The sequence below is a fragment of the Streptomyces graminilatus genome, assembly GCF_001418565.1.
GTDB lineage: Bacteria > Actinomycetota > Actinomycetes > Streptomycetales > Streptomycetaceae > Streptomyces > Streptomyces graminilatus.
Genome location: NZ_LIQQ01000149.1, coordinates 1 through 18,896, shown reverse-complemented (window position 1 = coordinate 18,896; position 18,896 = coordinate 1). Strand labels below are relative to the sequence as shown.

Genomic DNA, 18,896 nt, shown 5'->3' with positions numbered 1-18,896 from the left:
CCCGCCGCCGGTGCGCGCCGATTGCGTCGGCGGCGGGATGAACCGGCCGTCCCCAACGCCCGTACGGGGCGGCCATGGTGGCCCGCCATAGCGCATCCCCTGAGCTGCGGCGGGCCATCTCACCGGACAAGGTCCTTGAGTGGCACATCCAGGACGTAGGCGATGCGGAGGAGGGTCGTAGCCGTGGGATTGCTGCGGCCGGCCTCAATCTCCTGGAGGGTCCAGCGGCTGATTCCGGCGGCCAGGTGCAGGCGTTCTTGGGTCACGTTCTGATGGATGCGCTCGGCTCGGATCCGGGCACCGATGCCTCTGAGCTGGTCAAGGAGCCAGTCATCGTCATCGGGCGGCGCATGCACCAGGTACACGCTGGGCGTACGGTGCCCTTTAGTCAGCCAGGTTTACCAGGCATTGTGTGATCTTGAACTGGCCGGGGCATCAAAGATCACGTACAGCCCCCACCCATAGACGCCCTCCCTGGCAGCCCCCCAGGACTACAGGAGAGGGCAGCAGCGCCCCCGCTCAGGCGGGGGCGCTGTGGCGTTCAGGGGATATCGGTAACGTCGTTTTGCACTCACTCGGCAGCCGCCCTGCGGGATCTTCGGACCCCCCTGTTCCCTCGGGAACACGACCCCTCTTCGAGAGGCATCGAGCGACATCCAGCGTCATCGAATGTGTCCCATTCGACCCTAGATTCCGCATCGTCGCAGGTCAGATGTGTAACAAAATCAGGTTCAAGTCCCGTCACTCACCCTGATCGACTGAGGGCCGACCCGTGAAAGCGGGTCGGCCCTCAGTCGTAGGGCCCGTCCTACGACTGAACCCCGTCGGCCGCCCGCCAGGCCGCCACGAACTCCCCCACCCCTGTGAACCGTTCCCCGGGGTCCTCCCGGGTCGCCCGTTCCACGACCGCCAACTGCCCGGCCGTACCCCGCCACTGGCGCTCCTCGGTGCCCGCGTCGAGCAGGAGGCGGACGGCGCGGCCGAGGACGTGGACGGTCGTACGGATGTCGATGACCGCGCCCCGCCGCCACTCCTCCGGAGCCATGAACCGGGCGGATCCCGGCAGCCGGTCCTCCTGGAGCACGAACGGGCCCGGGCGGTACTCGTCCAGGTCGATCAACTGGACGGCGTCGCCCTCGAAGTCGTAGAGGAACGCGCCGTCGTAGAGGTCGACGGCGACCTGTCCTGCGGCCTCCACGGCGAGATGGGCGTCCAGGACGCTGTCGACCGCCCGGAGGACCGTCGGGACGGGCAGCGCGCGGAAGCGGGTCATCGGGGCGTCCGGCCCTGCCAGGCGCCCCTGGTACAGGTTCTCGCCCGGCCGCCAGGGCAGCACCGCCGCCGTACGGCCGTCCCCCACCGCGAACCGGTGCACCTGCGGGACGATCACCGGATGGCGCACCCGGCGGTGGAACGCCCAGGCCCGGTCCAGGGAGTCCTGCGCCGGCCCGGTGACCGCCTCCTTGACGAACCAGCGTTCCCCGTCCGGGAGTCGGACCCCGTAGCCGACGCAACCGGAGTCCTGGTCCCCGAACACCCGGAACACCTCCCCCACCTTCCGCAGACAGGGCTCGACCTCGGCGACCTCCACGGCCGACAGCAACGGGTGGGAGTGGGCATGGGAATGGGAATGGGAATGGGCATTTGCACGGGCACGGGCACGGGCATGGGAATCCATGGGACCAGGGTCCTCCCCCGGCCCTCAGGACGACGTACGTGTCATCAGTTCCGTGGGAAGTACCAGCCGGCGGCGTTCCAGGACGCGGGAGGCCGTCGGGCGGCGGTCGGCGATCTCGTCCAGGAGGAGGTGGATCATCGCGCGGCCCATCTCCACGATCGGCTGGCGGACGCTCGTCAGGGGCGGGTCCATGTGGCGGGCGATGGCCGAGTCGTCGTAGCCGACGAGGGCCACGTCCTCGGGTATGCGGCGGCCCTGTTCGCGCAGGACCTGGCGGGCGCCCGCCGCCGTCACGTCCGAGCCGGCGAAGACCGCGTCCAGGTCGGGGCAGCGGGACAGCAGGGCGGCCATCGCCCGGCGGCCGCCCTCCTCGGTGAAGTCGCCCGGTTCGATCAGGGCCTCGTCCACCTCGTGGCCCGCGGCCTCCAGGGCTTCGCGGTAGCCGTCGACGCGGCGCTGGGCGCCGTACACGTCCAGGCGGCCCGTGATGTGGGCTATCTTGCGCCGGCCCCGGGAGAGCAGGTGTTCGACCGCCTGTCGGCCGCCGCCGTAGTTGTCCGCGTCGACCGAGGTGAGGGTCTCCGCCTCGGACCTCGGGCCGCTGATCACCGCCGGTATCTCCAACTGGGCCAGCAGGTCGGGGAGCGGGTCGTCCGCGTGGGTCGAGACCAGCAGGACGCCGTCGACCCGGTGGGCGGCCAGGTACTGGGCGAGGCGTTCGCGCTCCCGGTCGCTGCCCGCGAAGATCAGCAGGAGCTGCATCTCCGTGTCCGAAATCGCACTGCCGACACCACGCAGCATGTCGGAGAAGTACGGTTCCGCGAAGAAACGGGTCTCGGGCTCGGGAACGACCAGCGCGATCGCGTCCGTGCGGTTCGCGGCGAGGGCACGGGCGGCGGTGTTCGGTACGTAGCCGAGTTCGGCGACCGCCGCCTCGACCGCCGTACGGGTCGCCTCACTGACCCTCGGGGAGCCGTTGATCACCCGGGAGACCGTGCCGCGGCCCACTCCGGCGCGCACGGCGACCTCTTCCAAGGTCGGCCGGCCACCACTGCGGCCCCGCGCTCCGTGGCTTGCCATGGGGCTCCGCCCTTCCGCTGTCATCACCCTGGCCTGGAATCTAACAGTCCCGCCTGAGCGCACCCGCCACCACCGGGACGCCCGGCCGCCGGGCAGGCCCCGGTGGGGGCCCGGTTTCCATCCGGTTCCCGCCCGGCCCCACCTCAGTCCCACTCGCTGGCCGATCTTCACCGGTTCGCGTCCCGTTCCCAGTGTCCCGCCGGATTAGTTAACGGGCGGATAACTGAACGCGCCTCCACCCGTCATCGCCCTTGACACCCCCGCCCGGACAGACGAACCTTCAACACATCACCGATGGGAGCGCTCCCACGGTACCTGACACATACACATCCCGCACGTTCCCCGCCCGAGCCGCAGCGCTGAAACAAGACGAACTAACGGGCCCAACAATGCAGTTGGCCGGGGGGTCGGCACGTCAGGCAACAGGAGGACGCAATGCGCACGAGTACCCGCGGGTCCCGCAGAATGATGACCCTCGCGGTCGTCGCCACACTGACGACGGGGCTGCTGGCCGGCTGCGCCGACGACTCGGGCGACAGCACGCCGAACAACGGCGGTGGCAACGGCGGAGGCGGTGGTGGCAAGACCGCGCTGACCATCGGCACCTTCGGTGTCTTCGGTTACAAGCAGGCCGGTCTCTACGACGAGTACATGAAACTGCACCCGGACGTCAGCATCACGGAGAACGTCACCACCAAGACCGACGTGTACTGGCCCAAGACGATCACCCGTCTGCAGGCCGGTTCCGGTGTCGACGACATCCAGGCGATCGAGATCGGCAACGTCGCCGAGGCCGTGCAGACGCAGGCGGACAAGTTCGTCGACCTCGGCAAGGAGGTCGACAAGTCCCAGTGGCTGGACTGGAAGAACGCGCAGGCCACCACCAAGGACGGCAAGCAGATCGGGCTCGGCACCGACATCGGCCCGATGGCGATCTGCTACCGCAAGGACCTGTTCAAGGAGGCCGGTCTTGAGACGGACCGCACCAAGCTCGCCGCGGAGTGGAAGGGCGACTGGTCGAAGTTCGTCGATGTCGGCAAGAACTACATGAAGAAGGCGCCGAGCGGCACCAAGTTCGTGGACTCCGCCTCCTCGGTCTACAACGCGGCGCTGGGTGGCGCGAGCGAGCGCTACTACGACAAGGACGGCAACCCCATCTGGGACAAGTCCAAGGGTGTGAAGGCCGCCTGGAACTCCGCGATGGAGGTCGCGACCAGCGACATGTCGGCGAAACTGAAGCAGTTCGAGAAGCCGTGGGACCAGGCACTCGCGAACGCCAAGTTCGCGACCGTGGCCTGCCCCGCATGGATGATCGGCTACATCCAGGAGAAGTCCGGTGAGGCCGGCAAGGGCAACTGGGACGTGGCGGCGGCACCGACCGCGGCAAACTGGGGCGGCGCGTTCATCGGCGTACCGACGGCCGGCAAGCACCAGAAGGAGGCCATCGCGCTCGCCAAGTGGCTGACGGCCCCCGAGCAGCAGGCGAAGGTCTTCGCCAAGCAGGCGAGCTTCCCGTCGGCCCCGGCGGCGTACGCGACCCTGAAGCCGCAGGCCGCCACCGTCGAGTACTTCTCGAACGCTCCGATCGCCGAGATCTACGCGGCTTCGGCCAAGACCATCCCGGTCCAGTACTTCGGCGTCAAGGACCAGCCGATCGGCACCGCGATCGCGGACGTCGGCATCCTGCAGGTCGAGCAGAAGGGCAAGACCCCTGAGCAGGGCTGGGACGCGGCCAAGAACGAGATCAAGGACGTGCTCGGCCAGTGACCAGCTCCAAGCAGGCTCTCGCGCATCCCGCGTCGAGTGCCGAGACCGCGCCCGGCGACCAGCCGGGCGCGGTCCGGGGCGCTCAAGGTCGAGGTAGGCCGCCAACGGCCCCGGGCTCGGGCTCGTGGCGCAGTCGGCTGTACCGCTGGGACATGAAGGCGTCGCCATACGCGTTCATCACCCCCTTCTTCCTGGTCTTCGGGGCCTTCGGACTGGTCCCGCTCCTCTACACGGGCTGGTACTCGCTGCACAGCGTGCAGCTGTCCTCGCTGGACAAGCAGACCTGGGTGGGCCTGGAGAACTACAAGAACCTGTGGTCCTCGGACTTCTTCTGGAACGCCCTGAAGAACACCTTCACCATCGGTCTGATCTCGACCGTGCCGCAGCTGCTCCTGGCGCTCGGCATCGCGCACCTGCTCAACTACAAGCTGCGCGGCTCAACCCTGTGGCGGGTGGTCATGCTCACCCCGTACGCCACCTCGGTGGCGGCGGCGACGCTGGTCTTCACATTGCTGTACTCGTGGGACGGCGGCATGATCAACTGGCTGCTGCACTTCGTCGGGGTCGACCCGATCAACTGGCGCGAGTCCGACTGGGGCGGGCAGTTCGCCGTCTCCAGCATCGTGATCTGGCGATGGACCGGCTACAACGCGCTGATCTACCTCGCGGCGATGCAGGCGATCCCCGCCGACCTGTACGAATCGACGGCTCTCGACGGCGCGAACCGCTGGCAGCAGTTCCGCCACGTCACGATTCCGATGCTCCGGCCGACGATCCTGTTCACCGTGGTCGTTTCCACCATCGGCGCGACCCAGCTCTTCGGTGAGCCCCTGCTGTTCGGCGGGTCCAAGGGCGGCTCCGAGCACCAGTACCAGACGCTCGGTCTGTACATGTACGACCAGGGTTGGATCATCGGCAACCTCGGCAAGGCGTCCGCGATCGCGTGGTCGATGTTCCTGATCCTGCTGATCGTCGCTGCGGTCAACATGCTGGTCAACCGACGTCTGAGGAAATCGCAATGACCACAAGTGATCTGACGCTGCCTCAGGTGGACCCGGCGCCGAAGCCGAAGGGCGACAGGGGCTCCCGACGTCCTCGGATGATCGGCGCGGGCAGGCAACTGCACGCGGGCCCGATCACCTACGTCGTCCTGGCTGTCTTCTCGCTGATCTCGCTGGCCCCGCTGCTGTGGACAGCCATCGCGGCGTCCCGCGACAACACCCGGCTCGCCCAGACGCCGCCGCCGCTGTGGTTCGGCGCGAACCTGTTCAAGAACATGCAGGCCGCGTGGGACGAGGTGGGACTCGGGACAGCGATGCTCAACAGCACGCTCGTTGCCGGCACCATCACGATCAGTACGGTGCTGTTCTCGACGCTGGCGGGATTCGCCTTCGCCAAGCTGCGGTTCAAGTTCTCCAGCGCGCTGCTGCTGCTGACCATCGGCACGATGATGATCCCGCCGCAGCTCGCCGTCGTGCCGCTGTACCTGTGGATGGCCGACCTCGGCTGGTCCAACCAGTTGCAGACTGTGATCCTGCCGACGCTGGTCACCGCGTTCGGTACGTTCTTCATGCGCCAGTACCTGGTGCAGGCGCTGCCCACCGAGCTGATCGAGGCCGCGCGGATGGACGGCGCGAACAGCCTGCGCGTGGTGTGGCACGTGGTGTTCCCGGCGGCGCGGCCCGCGATGGCCGTGCTCGGCCTGCTGACCTTCGTGTTCGCCTGGAACGACTTCCTGTGGCCGATCATCGCCCTGAACCAGCAGAACCCGACGGTCCAGGTCGCCCTGAACGGCCTCGGCACAGGTTACGTCCCCGACCAGGCAGTGATCATGGCGGGCGCGCTGCTGGGCACGCTGCCGCTGCTCATCGCCTTTCTCCTGTTCGGCAAGCAGATCGTGGGCGGCATCATGAACGGCGCGATCAAGGGCTGACCCGCACAGGAACTTCGTACGGGACTTTCGTCAGGGACTTTTCGTACGGGAACTCTCGGGGGCCGGGTCACCGCCGCCTCGGCCCCTTCGCACTCTCCCACCGCTTCCCTCATTCCTACCCGTCTGTCTCCACGACTCCCATGGGAGCGCTTCCATGTCTGAACCCATTACGCCGGTGACCTTCCCTCCCGCCTTCCTCTGGGGCGCGGCGACCTCCGCGTACCAGATCGAGGGGGCGGTGCGGGAGGACGGCCGCACCCCCTCGATCTGGGACACATTCAGCCATACTCCGGGCAAAACGGCCGATGGTGACCACGGTGACATCGCTGTCGACCACTTCCACCGCTACCGGGACGACGTACGGATGATGGCCGACCTCGGCCTGACCGCGTACCGCTTCTCCGTCTCCTGGTCGCGGGTGCAGCCGACGGGCCGGGGGCCGGCCGTCCAGCGCGGTCTGGACTTCTACCGGCGCCTGGTGGACGAGCTGCTGGAGCACAACATCAAGCCCTCGCTCACCCTCTACCACTGGGATCTCCCGCAGGAGCTGGAGGACGCGGGCGGCTGGCCGGAGCGGGAGACCGCGCTGCGGTTCGCCGAGTACGCCCAGATCATGGGCGCGGCGCTGGGCGACCGCGTCGAGCAGTGGACCACGCTCAACGAGCCCTGGTGCAGCGCCTTCCTGGGCTACGCCTCCGGTGTGCACGCCCCCGGCCGGACCGAGCCGCTGGCCTCACTCCGCGCTGCGCATCACCTCAACCTGGCGCACGGGCTGGGCACTTCGGCGTTGCGCGCGGCGATGCCGGCCCGCAACACGGTCTCGGTGAGCCTCAACTCGTCGGTGGTCAGGCCGCTTTCGCAGTCCCCCGAGGACCTGGCCGCGGTCCGGAAGATCGACGACCTGGCCAACGGCGTCTTCCACGGCCCGATGCTGCACGGCGCCTATCCGGAGAGCCTGTTCGCCGCGACCGCGTCGGTCACGGACTGGTCGTACGTCCTCGACGGCGATCTCGCGCTGATCAACCAGCCGTTGGACGCGCTGGGTCTCAACTACTACACCCCGGCGCTGGTTTCGGCGGCCGCGGAGAAGCCGAGCGGTCCGCGTGCGGACGGTCACGGGGCGAGCGACTTCTCGCCGTGGCCGGGGGCGGAGGACGTGCTCTTCCACCAGTCGCCGGGCGAGCGTACGGAGATGGGCTGGTCGATCGATCCGACGGGGCTGCACGACCTGATCATGCGGTACACGAGGGAGGCTCCGGGCCTGCCGATCTACATCACCGAGAACGGCGCCGCCTACGACGACAAGCCCGAGTCCGACGGCAGCGTCCACGACCCCGAGCGCATCGCCTACCTGCACAGCCATCTGCGGGCGGTCCGGCGCGCGATCGCCGAGGGCGCGGACGTCCGTGGCTACTACCTGTGGTCCCTGATGGACAACTTCGAGTGGGCCTACGGCTACGGCAAGCGCTTCGGCGCGGTGTACGTCGACTACGCGACCCTGACCCGCACCCCGAAGTCGAGCGCCCTCTGGTACAGCCGCGCGGCCCGCACGGGTGCGCTGCCGCCGGCGAACGGGGGGTGAGCGGCGCTCCGCTGACGGGGGCTGGTCGCGCAGTTCCCCGCGCCCCTGAACGGGGGGTTGAGCGGCGCTCCGCCGGTGGGGGCTGGTCGCGCAGTTCCGCGCCCCTGAACGGGGGGTTGAGCGGCGCTCCGCCGGTGGGGGCTGGTCGCGCAGTTCCCCGCGCCCCTGAACGGGGCGCGTTCCGCGCCGCCTCCCCCGTGGCCGGGGGACCTGCGAGGTTCAGCCCCGGGCTCAGGGCCGAACTCAACTCCGCGCGCGGTCGCTTGAGTGTCGGCTCGTCGAGGGAGACCAGGGCTCCGCCCAGGTCGAGGCGGATGGGTGGCCGGAGGGGGCCGGAGGCCGGGACGCGGCACCTGAGGGGGGTGCCGCGCCTCGGCGGGGGCCTGTCCGGGCGGTCCGGGCGGTCCGGGCGGTCCGGGCGGTCGGTCAGCGGAACACCGATGGTGGTGGTGTCGGTGAGGCGGTCGCCGTCGTGTCCGTGACCGGGACCGCTCCGCCGGTGAAGTCCGTGAGGGTGCGGCCGTGTTCGACTCGGGCGGGTTGGGAGTCGGAGGCGGCGCGGCGGGTCAGTTCGGTGATGGGCAGCGGGTGCGCGGAGCCGACGAGGACCGCGTTGCCGAAGCGTTTCCCGCGCAGCACCGTCGGGTCGGCGATCAGGGCCAGCTCGGGGAAGACCACCCCCGCGGTGGCGATCTGGCCGCGCAGATGGGCGAGCGGCGGCCCGTCGGTGAGGTTGGCGGCGTAACAGCCGGCGTCGTTCACGACCCTGCGTACGTCCGTGAGGAACTCGACCGACGTCAGATGGGCCGGGGTGCGGGCCCCGCTGAACACGTCCGCGATGACGAGGTCGGCCCAGCCGTCGGGGATCTTCGCGAGCCCTTCGCGGGCGTCGGTCGAACGCACTCGGATACGGGCGTTCGGGTCCAAGGGCAGCTCGCGCCGGACCAGTTGGACGAGGCGCGCGTCCCGTTCGACGGCCTGCTGGGTGGACCGGGGTCGCGTCGCGGCGACGTACCGGGCCAGGGTGAGGGCGCCGCCGCCGAGGTGCACGACCTGTACGGGCTTGCCGGGCGGGGCGACGAGGTCGATCACATGACCGAGGCGGCGCTGGTACTCGAAGGAGAGGTACGCCGGGTCGTCGAGGTCGACATGGGACTGCGGGGCGCCGTCGATGAGCAGTGTCCAGGCGCGCGCCCGGTCCCGGTCGGGGATCAGCTCGGCGAGCCCGCCGTCGACCGTCTCCACGACGGCCTCGGCGGCCGACTGTCCGCGCCGCGCGTTTCTGGACTTTCCCATGGCCTCATTATCGGGGCCCGGCGTCCGTGCCTGGTCAGCGGCGGTTGTCGGCGGCCTCGATGAGCCGGGCCGCCTCGCCGAGGGCCGCGCGGAGCACCGCCGGGTCGGTGGCCAGGTCCGCGTCGCCGGGCGGGAGCAGCCAGTCCGAGCCCTCGACGGGGGGTACGGGATCGGGCACCGCGAGGCTCAGACCACGCCCGTTGGTCTCCGTACAGGTGCTGCCGGGGACGTCCCAGGCAGCGGCGGTGCCGGGCGGCACCAGGAAGCCCAGGGTGTCGCAGCCGTCGTCGTGCAGTACGGGGCCGACCCCGTCCCCGGCACCCCGGCGCAGGATGTCGACCGCCTCCAGCCCCTGTCGCGCCGGAACCGTCACCAGATCGCAGATGTGCGCCGCGTTCGACGCGGACAGCGCGGACGGCACGGACACCGCGGGCAACGCGGGTGATGCGAGCGCTCCGAACCGCGTACAAGGATCGGCGCTCTGACTGATCTCCATCCCGGCCTCCACCACGGAACCCCTCCTGAAACGAACGGGTCGGGAGTTCGGGTGGCTCCCGGTCCAGCAGGTTCAACGCGCCAGAGCGTCAACGGCTACGGCACAAGACCGCCGCAAAGGATGGCAGTTCATGGCAGATCGTGGATGAGATATCCGGTTTGTAGCCAAACCCCGCGTGCCGGGTCGTGCACAGCGGGTACGTTCTTGCCCGCCGGAAACAGGACGTCCGATGGATAACTGTTCCAACTCTTTCAACTCGTCATGAATCCGGCACGGTTCGACGGTTCGCAGAGAGGGCCCGGCCATGACGTCGTCAACAGTGACCTCGTCGCAGTCCCCCCGGCCGCCACGGCCGAACCTCGCCTTCCGGCAGTTGCGCGGGCAGCGCTCTCCGGGCGAGTTCGCTGCGGCGGTACGGCGGGCCGCCCGCGACATCGGGGAGCGAGTCAGCTGTGACGCGCGTTACGTCGGTCGGGTCGAGGCGGGTGAGATCCGCTGCCCCAACTACGCGTACGAACGGGTGTTCCTGCACATGTTCCCCGGCCGGACGCTGGCCGACCTGGGGTTCGCGCCCCGCTCGTCGGTACGCGGACGCGGGGCGCGCGACACGGAGGACACGCCCCCCGTGCACACCGCGACCCCGGCGTACGGCACCGGTGAGACGCCGGGGGCGTACGAGCCGTATGACACGCAGGACGCGCAGGACCCGCAGGACCCGCAGGACCCGTACGAAACGCACGACAACTACGAGGAGAGCGACGTGCTGCGTCGCGCATTCATGACGGGCGGTGCCACTGCGGCAGCCGCCTCCCTGAACCCCTTCGGGTTCATGTACGAGGCCTCGGCCTCGGCCGCGGGACGTCCCACGCGCCGCGTCGGGGCCGGCGAGGCGGGAGCCCTGGAGGAGGCCGTCCGCCGCATCAGACTGCTCGACGACCGGCACGGCGCCGACGGCCTGTACCGGCGCGCGGCGGCACCGCTGCGGGCCGCCTACGAACTGCTCGACGCGGGCGCGGTACGGCAGACCACCGCGGACCGGCTGCACTCGGGCGCCGGTGAACTCGCCATCTCCGTCGGCTGGCTGGCGCACGACTCGGGCCGCTTCGACGACGCCCGCTCGCACTACGCGGAGGCGCTGGCGACCGCCCGGGTGGCCGGGGACGCGGCCCTTGAGGCGCACGCCTTCTGCAACACCGCGTTCCTCGCGCGCGATTCGGGGCGCCCACGCGAGGCGGTCAGGGCGGCGCAGGCGGCGCAGCGGGTGGCCCGGCCGCTGGGTTCGCCGCGCCTGATGTCACTGCTCGCGCTGCGCGAGGCGGGCGGCTGGGCGGGGCTCGCCGACCGCGCGGGCTGCGAACAGGCGCTGGCGCGGGCCCAGTCGCTGTACGAACGCGGGCCCTCCGAGGCCGATCCCGAGTGGATGAGCTTCTACGGCGAGGCCGAGTTGGAGGGGCTGGAGGCACAGTGCTGGTCGACGCTGGGCGACTGGCCGCGCGCGGCGCGGCACGCGCGGCGTGCGGCGCATCTCCAGAATCCGCACTTCACCCGGAACATCGCGCTGTACACGGCCGAACTGACCGATGATCTGGCCCGGGGTGGGCATCCGGACGAGGCCGCTGTGGCGGGGATGCGGGTTCTTGATCTGCTGGACGAGGTTCAGTCGTCGCGTATTCAGACGATGTTGGCGGCTACCGCGCGCGTGCTGTTGCCTCACCGGCGGGCTTCGGGGGTGTCCGCGTTTCTGGAACGCCATGCGAGTGTGCCGCGCACGGCTTAGCAGGGGGTTCAGGGGCTCGCTGCCTGGCTGCGGGTCCGGTGGGGGTTGATCGCGCAGTTCCCCGCGCCCCTGAAAGCGCCGTGGTCGGCCGCGGGTCCGGTGGGGGCTGGTCGCGCCCACGCGGCGGAGCCGCATATCGATACAGCCCCGCGCCCCTGAAGGGGCGCTCCAGCCGGCCCGCGTTTGCAAGTCGCGGCCTGCTACGTGGTCAAGTGGCCCTGGTCGTTCCAACTCTCAATCGCCGGCTCGCCGTAGGCCCAGCCCAGGATCGACAGGGATGTCGGGTTCAGTCTGATTCGGGACGCGAAGTCGAGGGGGAGGCCCAGCCAGCGGGCGCCGATGGAGCGGAGGATGTGGCCGTGGGCGAAGACCAGGACGTCGCGGTTCTGTGAGCGGGCCCACTCGACCACCTCGTCCGCGCGCGCGGTGACCGCCTCAAGGGGCTCGCCGCCGGGCACGCCGTCCCGCCAGATCAGCCATCCGGGCCGTACGGCCTGGATCTGTGCCGGGGTCATGCCCTCGTACGCGCCGTAGTCCCACTCCATGAGCGTGTCCCACTCGGTCGCGCGCTCACCGAACCCGGCGATCTCGCACGTCTCACGCGCGCGTGCCAGCGGGCTTGTGCGCACCTCGACCCCGGCCAGCCCGTCGAAGGGCGCCCGGTGCAGCCGTTCGCCGAGCAGCTTGGCGCCGCGCCGCCCCTCGTCGAGGAGGGGGATGTCCGTCCTGCCCGTGTGCTTGCCGGACAGGGACCACTCCGTCTGCCCGTGCCGGGCCAGCAGGATGCGCGATGCCATGAGGACCCCTTCCGGGGGTGGAGACGGTGTGCGTGGCAAATCAGGTGAGAGGCGAATGAAAAGGAACGGTTAAGCGAATCAGAGGTACCGATTAGCGGAAAAGCGGGGCGGAACCCCTCCATCATCGCGCACGCTGTCCAAGGGCAACCGGGGGGTCGATCTTTGCGTCTTGTGGGACGGGGGCGACGCGTGGGGCGTTCACGTACATCGTAAAATCGGACGAACCGTAGGCCACCGACGACCGGAGGCACAGCTCAACAGGGCACGGAGTGCTCAACAGGGCAGAGAGTGGGAGAGACGATCGGATGCCGCGGACCGATAGCGCACGGACCGGGGCGATACCGCCCACCCGCCTCCGCTGGTGGACAGAGCTGCCACTGCTCCTGCTGGTCTACGGGTGCTACTCGGCCGGACGCCTGCTGGCGCGGGGCACCGAGTCGACCGCCGTCGAGCACGGCCTGGCGATCCTCAGGTTCGAGAAGTCCTTCTGGCTGAACGCCGAGCACCCGCTCAACCGCCTGTTCACCCGCGAACCCTGGCTCGGCATACCGGCCGACTTCTGGTACGCGTCGCTGCACTATCTCGTCACCCCGGCCATCCTGATCTGGCTGTTCCGGTCCCGCGCCGTCCACTTCCGGGCGGCCCGCACCTGGCTGATGACGTCGACCTTCATCGGCCTGATCGGCTTCACCCTGATGCCCACCTGCCCGCCCCGGCTGCTGGCCGCCGGCCACGGCTTCGTGGACACGATGGCCCAGTACAGCTCGTACGGCTGGTGGGCCGGCCAGGCCAGCGCCCCGCGCGGGCTCGGCGCCATGACGAACCAGTACGCGGCGATGCCGAGCCTGCATGTCGGCTGGTCCCTGTGGTGCGGCGTGATGCTCTGGCGGTTCGGCGGCAACCGGATCAGCAAGGTCCTCGCCGTCGCCTACCCGCTGATCACCACGATCGTGGTGATGGGCACCGCCAACCACTACTTCCTCGACGCCGCCGCCGGCGCCGCCGTGATGGGCGTCGGGCTGCTGCTGGCACCGTTCGTCATGCGGACCCTGGACCGGGCGCGGGCGTGGGTCACGGACCGCTTCGTACCCGTCGAACCCGTCGCAGCGCGCTCTCACGGCGCGGAAGCCCCGATTGTCAGTGGTGAATGCCAGACTGCCCCGCGTGAGCGAATTCCAAGGCAGCGCGAGTCCGACTTCGGGCCGGTTCCCGGATCAGGGGCCGGATCAGGGGCCGGACCAGGAGCCGAGCCGGGTGCCGCTTCCGCGGACGCGGGGGACGGCGCTGCGGCAGCGGCTCGCTGAGCTGCGCGGTCCCGCAGTCCCGCCGAAGGCCCTGGACGCGCGTGCCCTGGCGGCGCTCGCCGCCAACCCCGGGTGCAGCCGGCGCGCGATCCTGGACGGCGCGGGGGTGAACAAGGCGACGCTGGCGAGCGCCCTGGGCTCGCCCTCCGCCTTCGGGCAGTCCCAGTTCGCCCTGGCGCGCGGCAACACCTTCGAGGCCCGGGTCAAGGCCGACGGCGGCGCGGAACTGCTCCGGCTGGTGCACGAGAAGCTCGACCCGGGCGCCGTGGCACCGACGAAGGCCGACGTCCCCGACCTCACGGCGACCGGGCCGGAGGGTCGCACCGCGCGGACCGCGCTGGCCCTCCGTGAAGCCACAGCGACAACGAGAACCATCAGTACCGGTACCGACGGGTGGACCCTTCTCGACCATCCCATGCTCGCCCTCGATGTAGCGGGCTCGCCGGCCTTCCTGGAGCCGGACGCGGTGGTCGTGCACCCGGACGGCAGTTGGACGGTCGTGGAGATCAAGTCCTTCCCGATGCTGGACGGTTCGGCGGACCCCGCGAAGGTGGGCGCGGCGGCCCGCCAGGCCGCGGTGTACGTACTGGCGCTGGAGCAGGTCGCCGCCCGGCTCGGCCAGGACGGCAATCCGGCGCCGGTCGTGCGCCACCGCGTACTGCTGGTCTGCCCGAAGGACTTCTCCAACCTCCCGGCGGCGTCCGCCGTCGACGTCCGCAAGCAGCGCGCGGTGACCGGCCGCCAGTTGTCGCGCCTGACCCGTATCGAGGACATCGCCGACGCCCTCCCCGAGGGCATCTGCTTCGACCCGGATCTGCCGGCCGCCGAACTGACCGAGGCGGTCGAGTCGGTCCCCGCGCAGTACGCGCCGGAGTGCCTGTCCGCGTGCGAGCTGGCCTTCCACTGCCGGAACGCTTCCCGCGCGCGGGGCGCGGTGACGTCCCTGGGCCGTTCCGTACGGGCCGAGCTGGGCGCCCTGACCACGGTCGACGCCGTGCTGTCGGCGGCCCACGGCCACTCCGGCGACCCCCAGGACCCGACGGTGGCCGCGCTCCGGAGGGCAGCCGCCCTGCGGGCGGAGGCACTGCGCGACGCCGGACTCTCCGCTTCCAGCGCCTCTTCGACCGCTTCTCCGGAGCCGGAGGGCGCCGTATGTCGTTGATCGCCACGCTTGCCCGCCTCGAAGCCGTCAGCACCGGGCGCGCCCAGCCCGCCGCCACCGTCCGGCACCGCCATCTGTCCGCGCGGCCCCTCGTCCTCGTACCGCTCACCACCGCCGGTGAGGCCGGGGCGCCATTGGGCGCGCTGGTCGGCGACGACCGGGACGCGCCGCGCCTGCTCGTCGTACCGCAGCCGCGCGACCGCGATCTCCGGTTCGCGTTCCTCGCCGAACTGGCCGATGTCGTCCTGCCGTTCATCGACTCCTACGCCGACACGGTGGAGGCCGCGGAGCGCAGCGAGACCGACCCGGAGACCGGCAAGCGCGTCAAGGTCGAGGTCGAACTGTGCGCGGACGCGCCGCAGTTGATCGTCCCGAGCCGCGCCGGCCTCGATTTCGTACGGCTGTTGGGGCGCTCGATGCGTTTTCGGCGTACGGCGGAACAGGACCCGGAGACGCCGTATCCCGCGCCGCCCCGGGTGCCGTTGCTGGGCCGCTGGTTCACGCACTACGGGGAGCGGGCCCGGGTCCCCGGCTCCGCTCTGCTCCTTGCGCTGACGGACGTACTGTCGCGGCACTGGGCCACCGGGCAGTCCACGCTGGAGGACCAGCACTTGGGCGCGCTGCTCGCCTGGATCGATCCGCCGGACGGTGAATCGGGCGCGGAGGCGGCGATGCGGGCCGAGTTGGCGCGGGACGCGCAGGGTCAGTTGCTGTGGCCGCCGGCCGGTCCGGCGACCGATCCCGCGTTCGACAACAAGCTGCTCGCGCCCGCGATCGAGAAGTACGACCGCGCGCGGACGGCACTCGCCGCCGCCGAGGACGGCGAGTCGGCGGACGACCGGCTCGGTGAACTCACCGCCGCCGAGCGGGAGATCCGCGCCCTCGTCGAGAGCCGTACGCGGCCCACCTGGGACGCCGTGTGGCGCGGCCTCGACCTGCTGGGGACGCTGCCGGAGGGCGCCCACGCGGCCGACCGGTGGACGCGCGACCGCTGGTCGTTCACCGGCCACCGCGACCGGGTCGTCGCCGGCGAGCCCCCGCAGCCGCGCCGCGACGACGCGGTGACGGCGGCGAACAAACTGGCCACGCGTGAGCGTGAACAGGCCCGGCTGGAGGCCCAGGAGGCCCTGGACGACCCGCTGGTGATGGCGGGCAGGCGGCTGTCCGGGGAGGCGTTCGCGGGCGAGGTCACGGATGTCGTCATGGCGTACAGCGAGGGCAAGCGCCCCAGCCCGCGCCCGCTGGTCACCGTACGAACAGACGACCGCCCGCAGCTCGGCGAGCGGGTGAAGGTGTACCGCTCGCTGGGCGGCAAACCGCAGGCGGCGGAGTTCGTGGGACACGAGGACAGTCCTGGAACGGACGGTTCGTCGATCGTCGTTCTTCGGGTGGTCGACAAGATGGGCCGGGGCAAGGAGCCCGAGGCCGGGTCGGTGCCGGAGAGGGGGGACCTGGTCTGCTTCACGCTCTTCGAGCACGAGCAGCGGGGCGGCGCGAAGCTTCCCGACGCGGACCAGACCCCGTGGACCCACGGCGGACCGCCAGGTGAGGAGGCGGCACCGGCGCTTCCGGCGGCCGACCCGGTGACCGAGGAGGACGTGCTGTGAACACCGCCCACACCCAGCAGGCCGCCGTCTTCGATCCCGGGGCCGCCGCAGGCCGGACCACCGACGCGATCCTCCACGACACGCTGCACGGCACCCATCGCGGAGTCGTCGTCGACTCGCCGCCCGGGGCCGGGAAGTCCACGCTCGTGGTCCGGGCCGCGCTCGAACTGGCCGAGGCCGGACGCCCGTTGATGGTCATCGCGCAGACGAACGCCCAGGTCGACGACCTTGTCGTGCGCCTCGCCGAGAAGAACCCCGAGCTGCCGGTGGGCCGCCTGCACAGCAGCGACTCCGACCCGTACGACAAGGCGCTGGACGAGCTGACGAACGTACGGAAGTCCGCGAAGGCGGCCGAGCTGGCAGGCCTGGACGTGGTGATCTCCACGGCCGCCAAGTGGGCCCACGTCAAGGTCGACGAGCCGTGGCGGCACGCGATCGTGGACGAGGCGTACCAGATGCGCTCGGACGCGCTGCTCGCCGTCGCCGGACTGTTCGAGCGGGCCCTGTTCGTGGGCGACCCGGGCCAGCTTGACCCCTTCTCGATCGTCGGCGCGGAGCAGTGGGCGGGCCTGTCGTACGACCCGTCGGCCTCGGCGGTCACGACACTGCTGGCCCACAACCCCGAGCTGCCCCAGCACCGGCTGCCGGTGTCCTGGCGGCTCCCGGCCTCGGCCGCGCCGCTCGTCTCGGCCGCGTTCTACCCGTACACCCCGTTCCGCAGCGGCACCGGCCACGGCGACCGGAAGCTCGCCTTCGCGGTCCCGTCGGACGGCTCGGGCCCGGACCGGGTGCTCGACGAGGCCGCCGAATCGGGCTGGGGCCTGCTGGAACTCCCCGCCCGGCACACTCCTCGTACGGACCCCGAGGCGGTACGCGCGGTCGCCATGGTCGTACGCCGCATGCTGGACCGGGGCGGCGCGGCCACCTCGGAGCGCGGCCCCGAACCGACGCCCCTGACCGCCGACCGGATCGCGGTCGGCACCGCGCACCGGGACCAGGCGGCGGCGGTCCGGGCGGCGCTCGCCGAGCTGGGCGTCGCGGACGTCACCGTGGACACGGCGAACCGGCTCCAGGGGCGCGAGTTCGACGTGACGGTGGTCCTGCACCCCCTCTCCGGCCGCCCCGACGCCACCGCCTTCCACCTGGAGACGGGCCGCCTGTGCGTCCTGGCCTCCAGACACCGGCACGCGTGCGTGGTGGTGTGCCGGGCGGGCGTGACGGACCTCCTGGACGACCACCCGTCGACGGAGCCGGTGCAGCTCGGAGTGACGGTGAAGTTCCCGGACGGCTGGGAGGCGAACCACGCGGTGCTGTCGCATCTGGCGGAGCACCGGGTCGCCTGGCGGCCGTAGGAGCGGGTCAGGTGCCCTGTCGGGCGGACCCCGGGCCCACTTGCGCGGGCAGGGGACAATGGACGGTGGCCCGGCTCGACGGCTGGGCTTTTCGACCGTGTGCCGTACATGCCGTGGCGCATGGAGGGTACGTACGAACGGTGCGGACCGTACGAGGAGGAGAAGACATGGCGGAGCCCACGCCGCGTCGCAACGAACCGCGGCTACGCCCCGCGCCCCTGCTCTTCGAGCCCACGCAGGTGGCCGCCGACCCCGAACACTTCTTCGACCTGGAGTCGATCGACGACCCCCGCGCGCTGCTGACCCGCGCCACGGAGCTGACCCTCGCGTTCCGCGCCGCGACCGACCGTGCGGTCGAGTACCAGGCGATGGCGGCGGCCCAGCTCGCCGACCCGCGCCGCTTCGACCGGCTGACCACGGCCGACATCGCGGAGCGGGCGCAGTGGACCGAGGACTACGCGACAAAGATGGTCGAGTACGGCCGCGAGCTGCTGCGCGACGGCGCGGAGAACACCAGCGGCGGACAGAACCAGGGTCAGGGCCAGGGGCACGTCGACCCGGTCTGATCCAGTCCGAGCGGCCCCTCTCGCCCGGTCCGGGCCGGCGTCGAAAGTCCGTGCGGCATATTCCGGGGGGCAAGGTACTCCACCTCGCCCCCTCCCGTCCCGGTTTCGGGCAACCCTCGGAGAGCGTGCGGTCACTGCCGGTACATCTGGATGCCATGAGCAGCACACACCATGACATCTCGGGAGTCACCTCGGAGGGCGCCGTCTGGCTCGCCTCCGCAGGAACGTATCCGCGCAGCACGCTCTCGCTCTGGGCCGAGCGGCCCACCGCACCGCTCGTCCTGCCCTGCGGCACCGTGTTCGATGTCGTCAGCGTGCCCGCCGTCTTCGGCCGCAGAATGCTCGACCGCCTCTGGGGCGACGGGCCCGGCTCCGGCCCGGTGGCGGCGTACCGGGGCCGGATCCTCCTGTTCGCGGCGCTGGGTACGGCCCAGCGGCTCCCGTCGCTGCTGAGGTGGGAGGAGTGGGGCTCGGCCGGCGGGAGCCGCTGGGCCGTACC

General features: G+C 70.9%; 16 protein-coding genes and 1 pseudogene. 11 read left to right on the top strand and 6 right to left on the bottom strand.

From position 1 onward, the window contains the following. Nucleotides 1-119: 119 nt before the first annotated feature. The 3 genes from AOK08_RS14665 to AOK08_RS14655 form a co-directional block, all read right to left on the bottom strand. Nucleotides 120-365 (bottom strand): helix-turn-helix domain-containing protein, encoded by a 246-nt coding sequence (locus tag AOK08_RS14665; protein WP_241826951.1) that lies wholly within the window; start codon nt 363-365, stop codon nt 120-122. Between the two features lie 443 nt (nt 366-808). Further along, entirely contained in the window at nt 809-1,603 is a 795-nt protein-coding gene (locus tag AOK08_RS14660; RefSeq protein WP_055525992.1) for a hypothetical protein, read from the bottom strand. Between the two features lie 99 nt (nt 1,604-1,702). Beyond that, nucleotides 1,703-2,758 carry a LacI family DNA-binding transcriptional regulator gene (locus AOK08_RS14655; protein WP_055525991.1) on the bottom strand — a complete coding sequence of 352 codons (1,056 nt, stop codon included), beginning with the start codon at nt 2,756-2,758 and terminating at the stop codon, nt 1,703-1,705. Nucleotides 2,759-3,193: 435 nt separating this feature from the next. Here AOK08_RS14655 and AOK08_RS14650 point away from each other — a divergent pair, with 435 nt between their 5' ends. The 4 genes from AOK08_RS14650 to AOK08_RS14635 all read left to right on the top strand — a co-directional run bounded on the left by AOK08_RS14650 (nt 3,194) and on the right by AOK08_RS14635 (nt 8,040). After that, nucleotides 3,194-4,525, top strand: coding sequence for an ABC transporter substrate-binding protein (locus AOK08_RS14650; RefSeq protein WP_055525990.1), 1,332 nt, complete (start codon nt 3,194-3,196; stop codon nt 4,523-4,525). Then, a complete protein-coding gene (locus AOK08_RS14645; protein ID WP_055525989.1) occupies nt 4,522-5,547 on the top strand; it encodes a carbohydrate ABC transporter permease in 1,026 nt (341 codons plus the stop codon). The genes AOK08_RS14650 and AOK08_RS14645 overlap by 4 nt, the downstream gene beginning before the upstream one ends. Further along, nucleotides 5,544-6,458: a carbohydrate ABC transporter permease gene (locus AOK08_RS14640; protein ID WP_198539267.1), complete on the top strand. Its 915-nt coding sequence runs from the start codon at nt 5,544-5,546 to the stop codon at nt 6,456-6,458. Before AOK08_RS14645 ends, AOK08_RS14640 begins: the two co-directional genes overlap by 4 nt. 154 nt (nt 6,459-6,612) lie before the next feature. Further along, nucleotides 6,613-8,040 (top strand): GH1 family beta-glucosidase, encoded by a 1,428-nt coding sequence (locus tag AOK08_RS14635; RefSeq protein ID WP_055525988.1) that lies wholly within the window; start codon nt 6,613-6,615, stop codon nt 8,038-8,040. Between the two features lie 426 nt (nt 8,041-8,466). On the opposite strand, the gene AOK08_RS14630 is transcribed toward AOK08_RS14635, so the two are convergent. Continuing rightward, complete coding sequence (locus AOK08_RS14630) at nt 8,467-9,336, bottom strand: spermidine synthase (RefSeq protein ID WP_055525987.1); 870 nt, start codon at nt 9,334-9,336, stop codon at nt 8,467-8,469. A 34-nt stretch (nt 9,337-9,370) separates the two neighbouring features. Next, nucleotides 9,371-9,847 carry a hypothetical protein gene (locus AOK08_RS14625; RefSeq protein WP_241826950.1) on the bottom strand — a complete coding sequence of 159 codons (477 nt, stop codon included), beginning with the start codon at nt 9,845-9,847 and terminating at the stop codon, nt 9,371-9,373. Nucleotides 9,848-10,136: 289 nt separating this feature from the next. Here AOK08_RS14625 and AOK08_RS14620 point away from each other — a divergent pair, with 289 nt between their 5' ends. Further along, the gene (locus AOK08_RS14620; protein WP_055525986.1) at nt 10,137-11,609 is read left to right on the top strand and encodes an NsdA family TPR-like regulatory protein; all 1,473 of its coding nucleotides are present in this window, start codon (nt 10,137-10,139) and stop codon (nt 11,607-11,609) included. 200 nt (nt 11,610-11,809) lie between these two features. On the opposite strand, the gene AOK08_RS14615 is transcribed toward AOK08_RS14620, so the two are convergent. Then, entirely contained in the window at nt 11,810-12,406 is a 597-nt protein-coding gene (locus AOK08_RS14615; RefSeq protein ID WP_055525985.1) for a histidine phosphatase family protein, read from the bottom strand. Between the two features lie 305 nt (nt 12,407-12,711). Between AOK08_RS14615 and AOK08_RS14610 the strand changes: the two genes are divergently transcribed. The 6 genes and pseudogenes from AOK08_RS14610 to AOK08_RS14585 all read left to right on the top strand — a co-directional run. Next, nucleotides 12,712-13,710 carry a phosphatase PAP2 family protein gene (locus tag AOK08_RS14610; protein ID WP_055525984.1) on the top strand — a complete coding sequence of 333 codons (999 nt, stop codon included), beginning with the start codon at nt 12,712-12,714 and terminating at the stop codon, nt 13,708-13,710. Then, nucleotides 13,661-14,872 carry a hypothetical protein gene (locus tag AOK08_RS14605; protein ID WP_055525983.1) on the top strand — a complete coding sequence of 404 codons (1,212 nt, stop codon included), beginning with the start codon at nt 13,661-13,663 and terminating at the stop codon, nt 14,870-14,872. Before AOK08_RS14610 ends, AOK08_RS14605 begins: the two co-directional genes overlap by 50 nt. Then, nucleotides 14,863-16,479: a hypothetical protein gene (locus AOK08_RS14600; RefSeq protein ID WP_055525982.1), complete on the top strand. Its 1,617-nt coding sequence runs from the start codon at nt 14,863-14,865 to the stop codon at nt 16,477-16,479. The genes AOK08_RS14605 and AOK08_RS14600 overlap by 10 nt, the downstream gene beginning before the upstream one ends. After that, on the top strand, nt 16,476-17,831 hold the full coding sequence (locus AOK08_RS14595; RefSeq protein WP_055525981.1) for an AAA domain-containing protein: 1,356 nt from the start codon (nt 16,476-16,478) through the stop codon (nt 17,829-17,831). The genes AOK08_RS14600 and AOK08_RS14595 overlap by 4 nt, the downstream gene beginning before the upstream one ends. A gap of 167 nt (nt 17,832-17,998) precedes the next feature. Then, entirely contained in the window at nt 17,999-18,397 is a 399-nt protein-coding gene (locus tag AOK08_RS14590) for a hypothetical protein (protein ID WP_055525980.1), read from the top strand. Nucleotides 18,398-18,552: 155 nt separating this feature from the next. After that, a pseudogene (locus AOK08_RS14585) lies at nt 18,553-18,896 on the top strand (hypothetical protein); the annotation flags it as partial.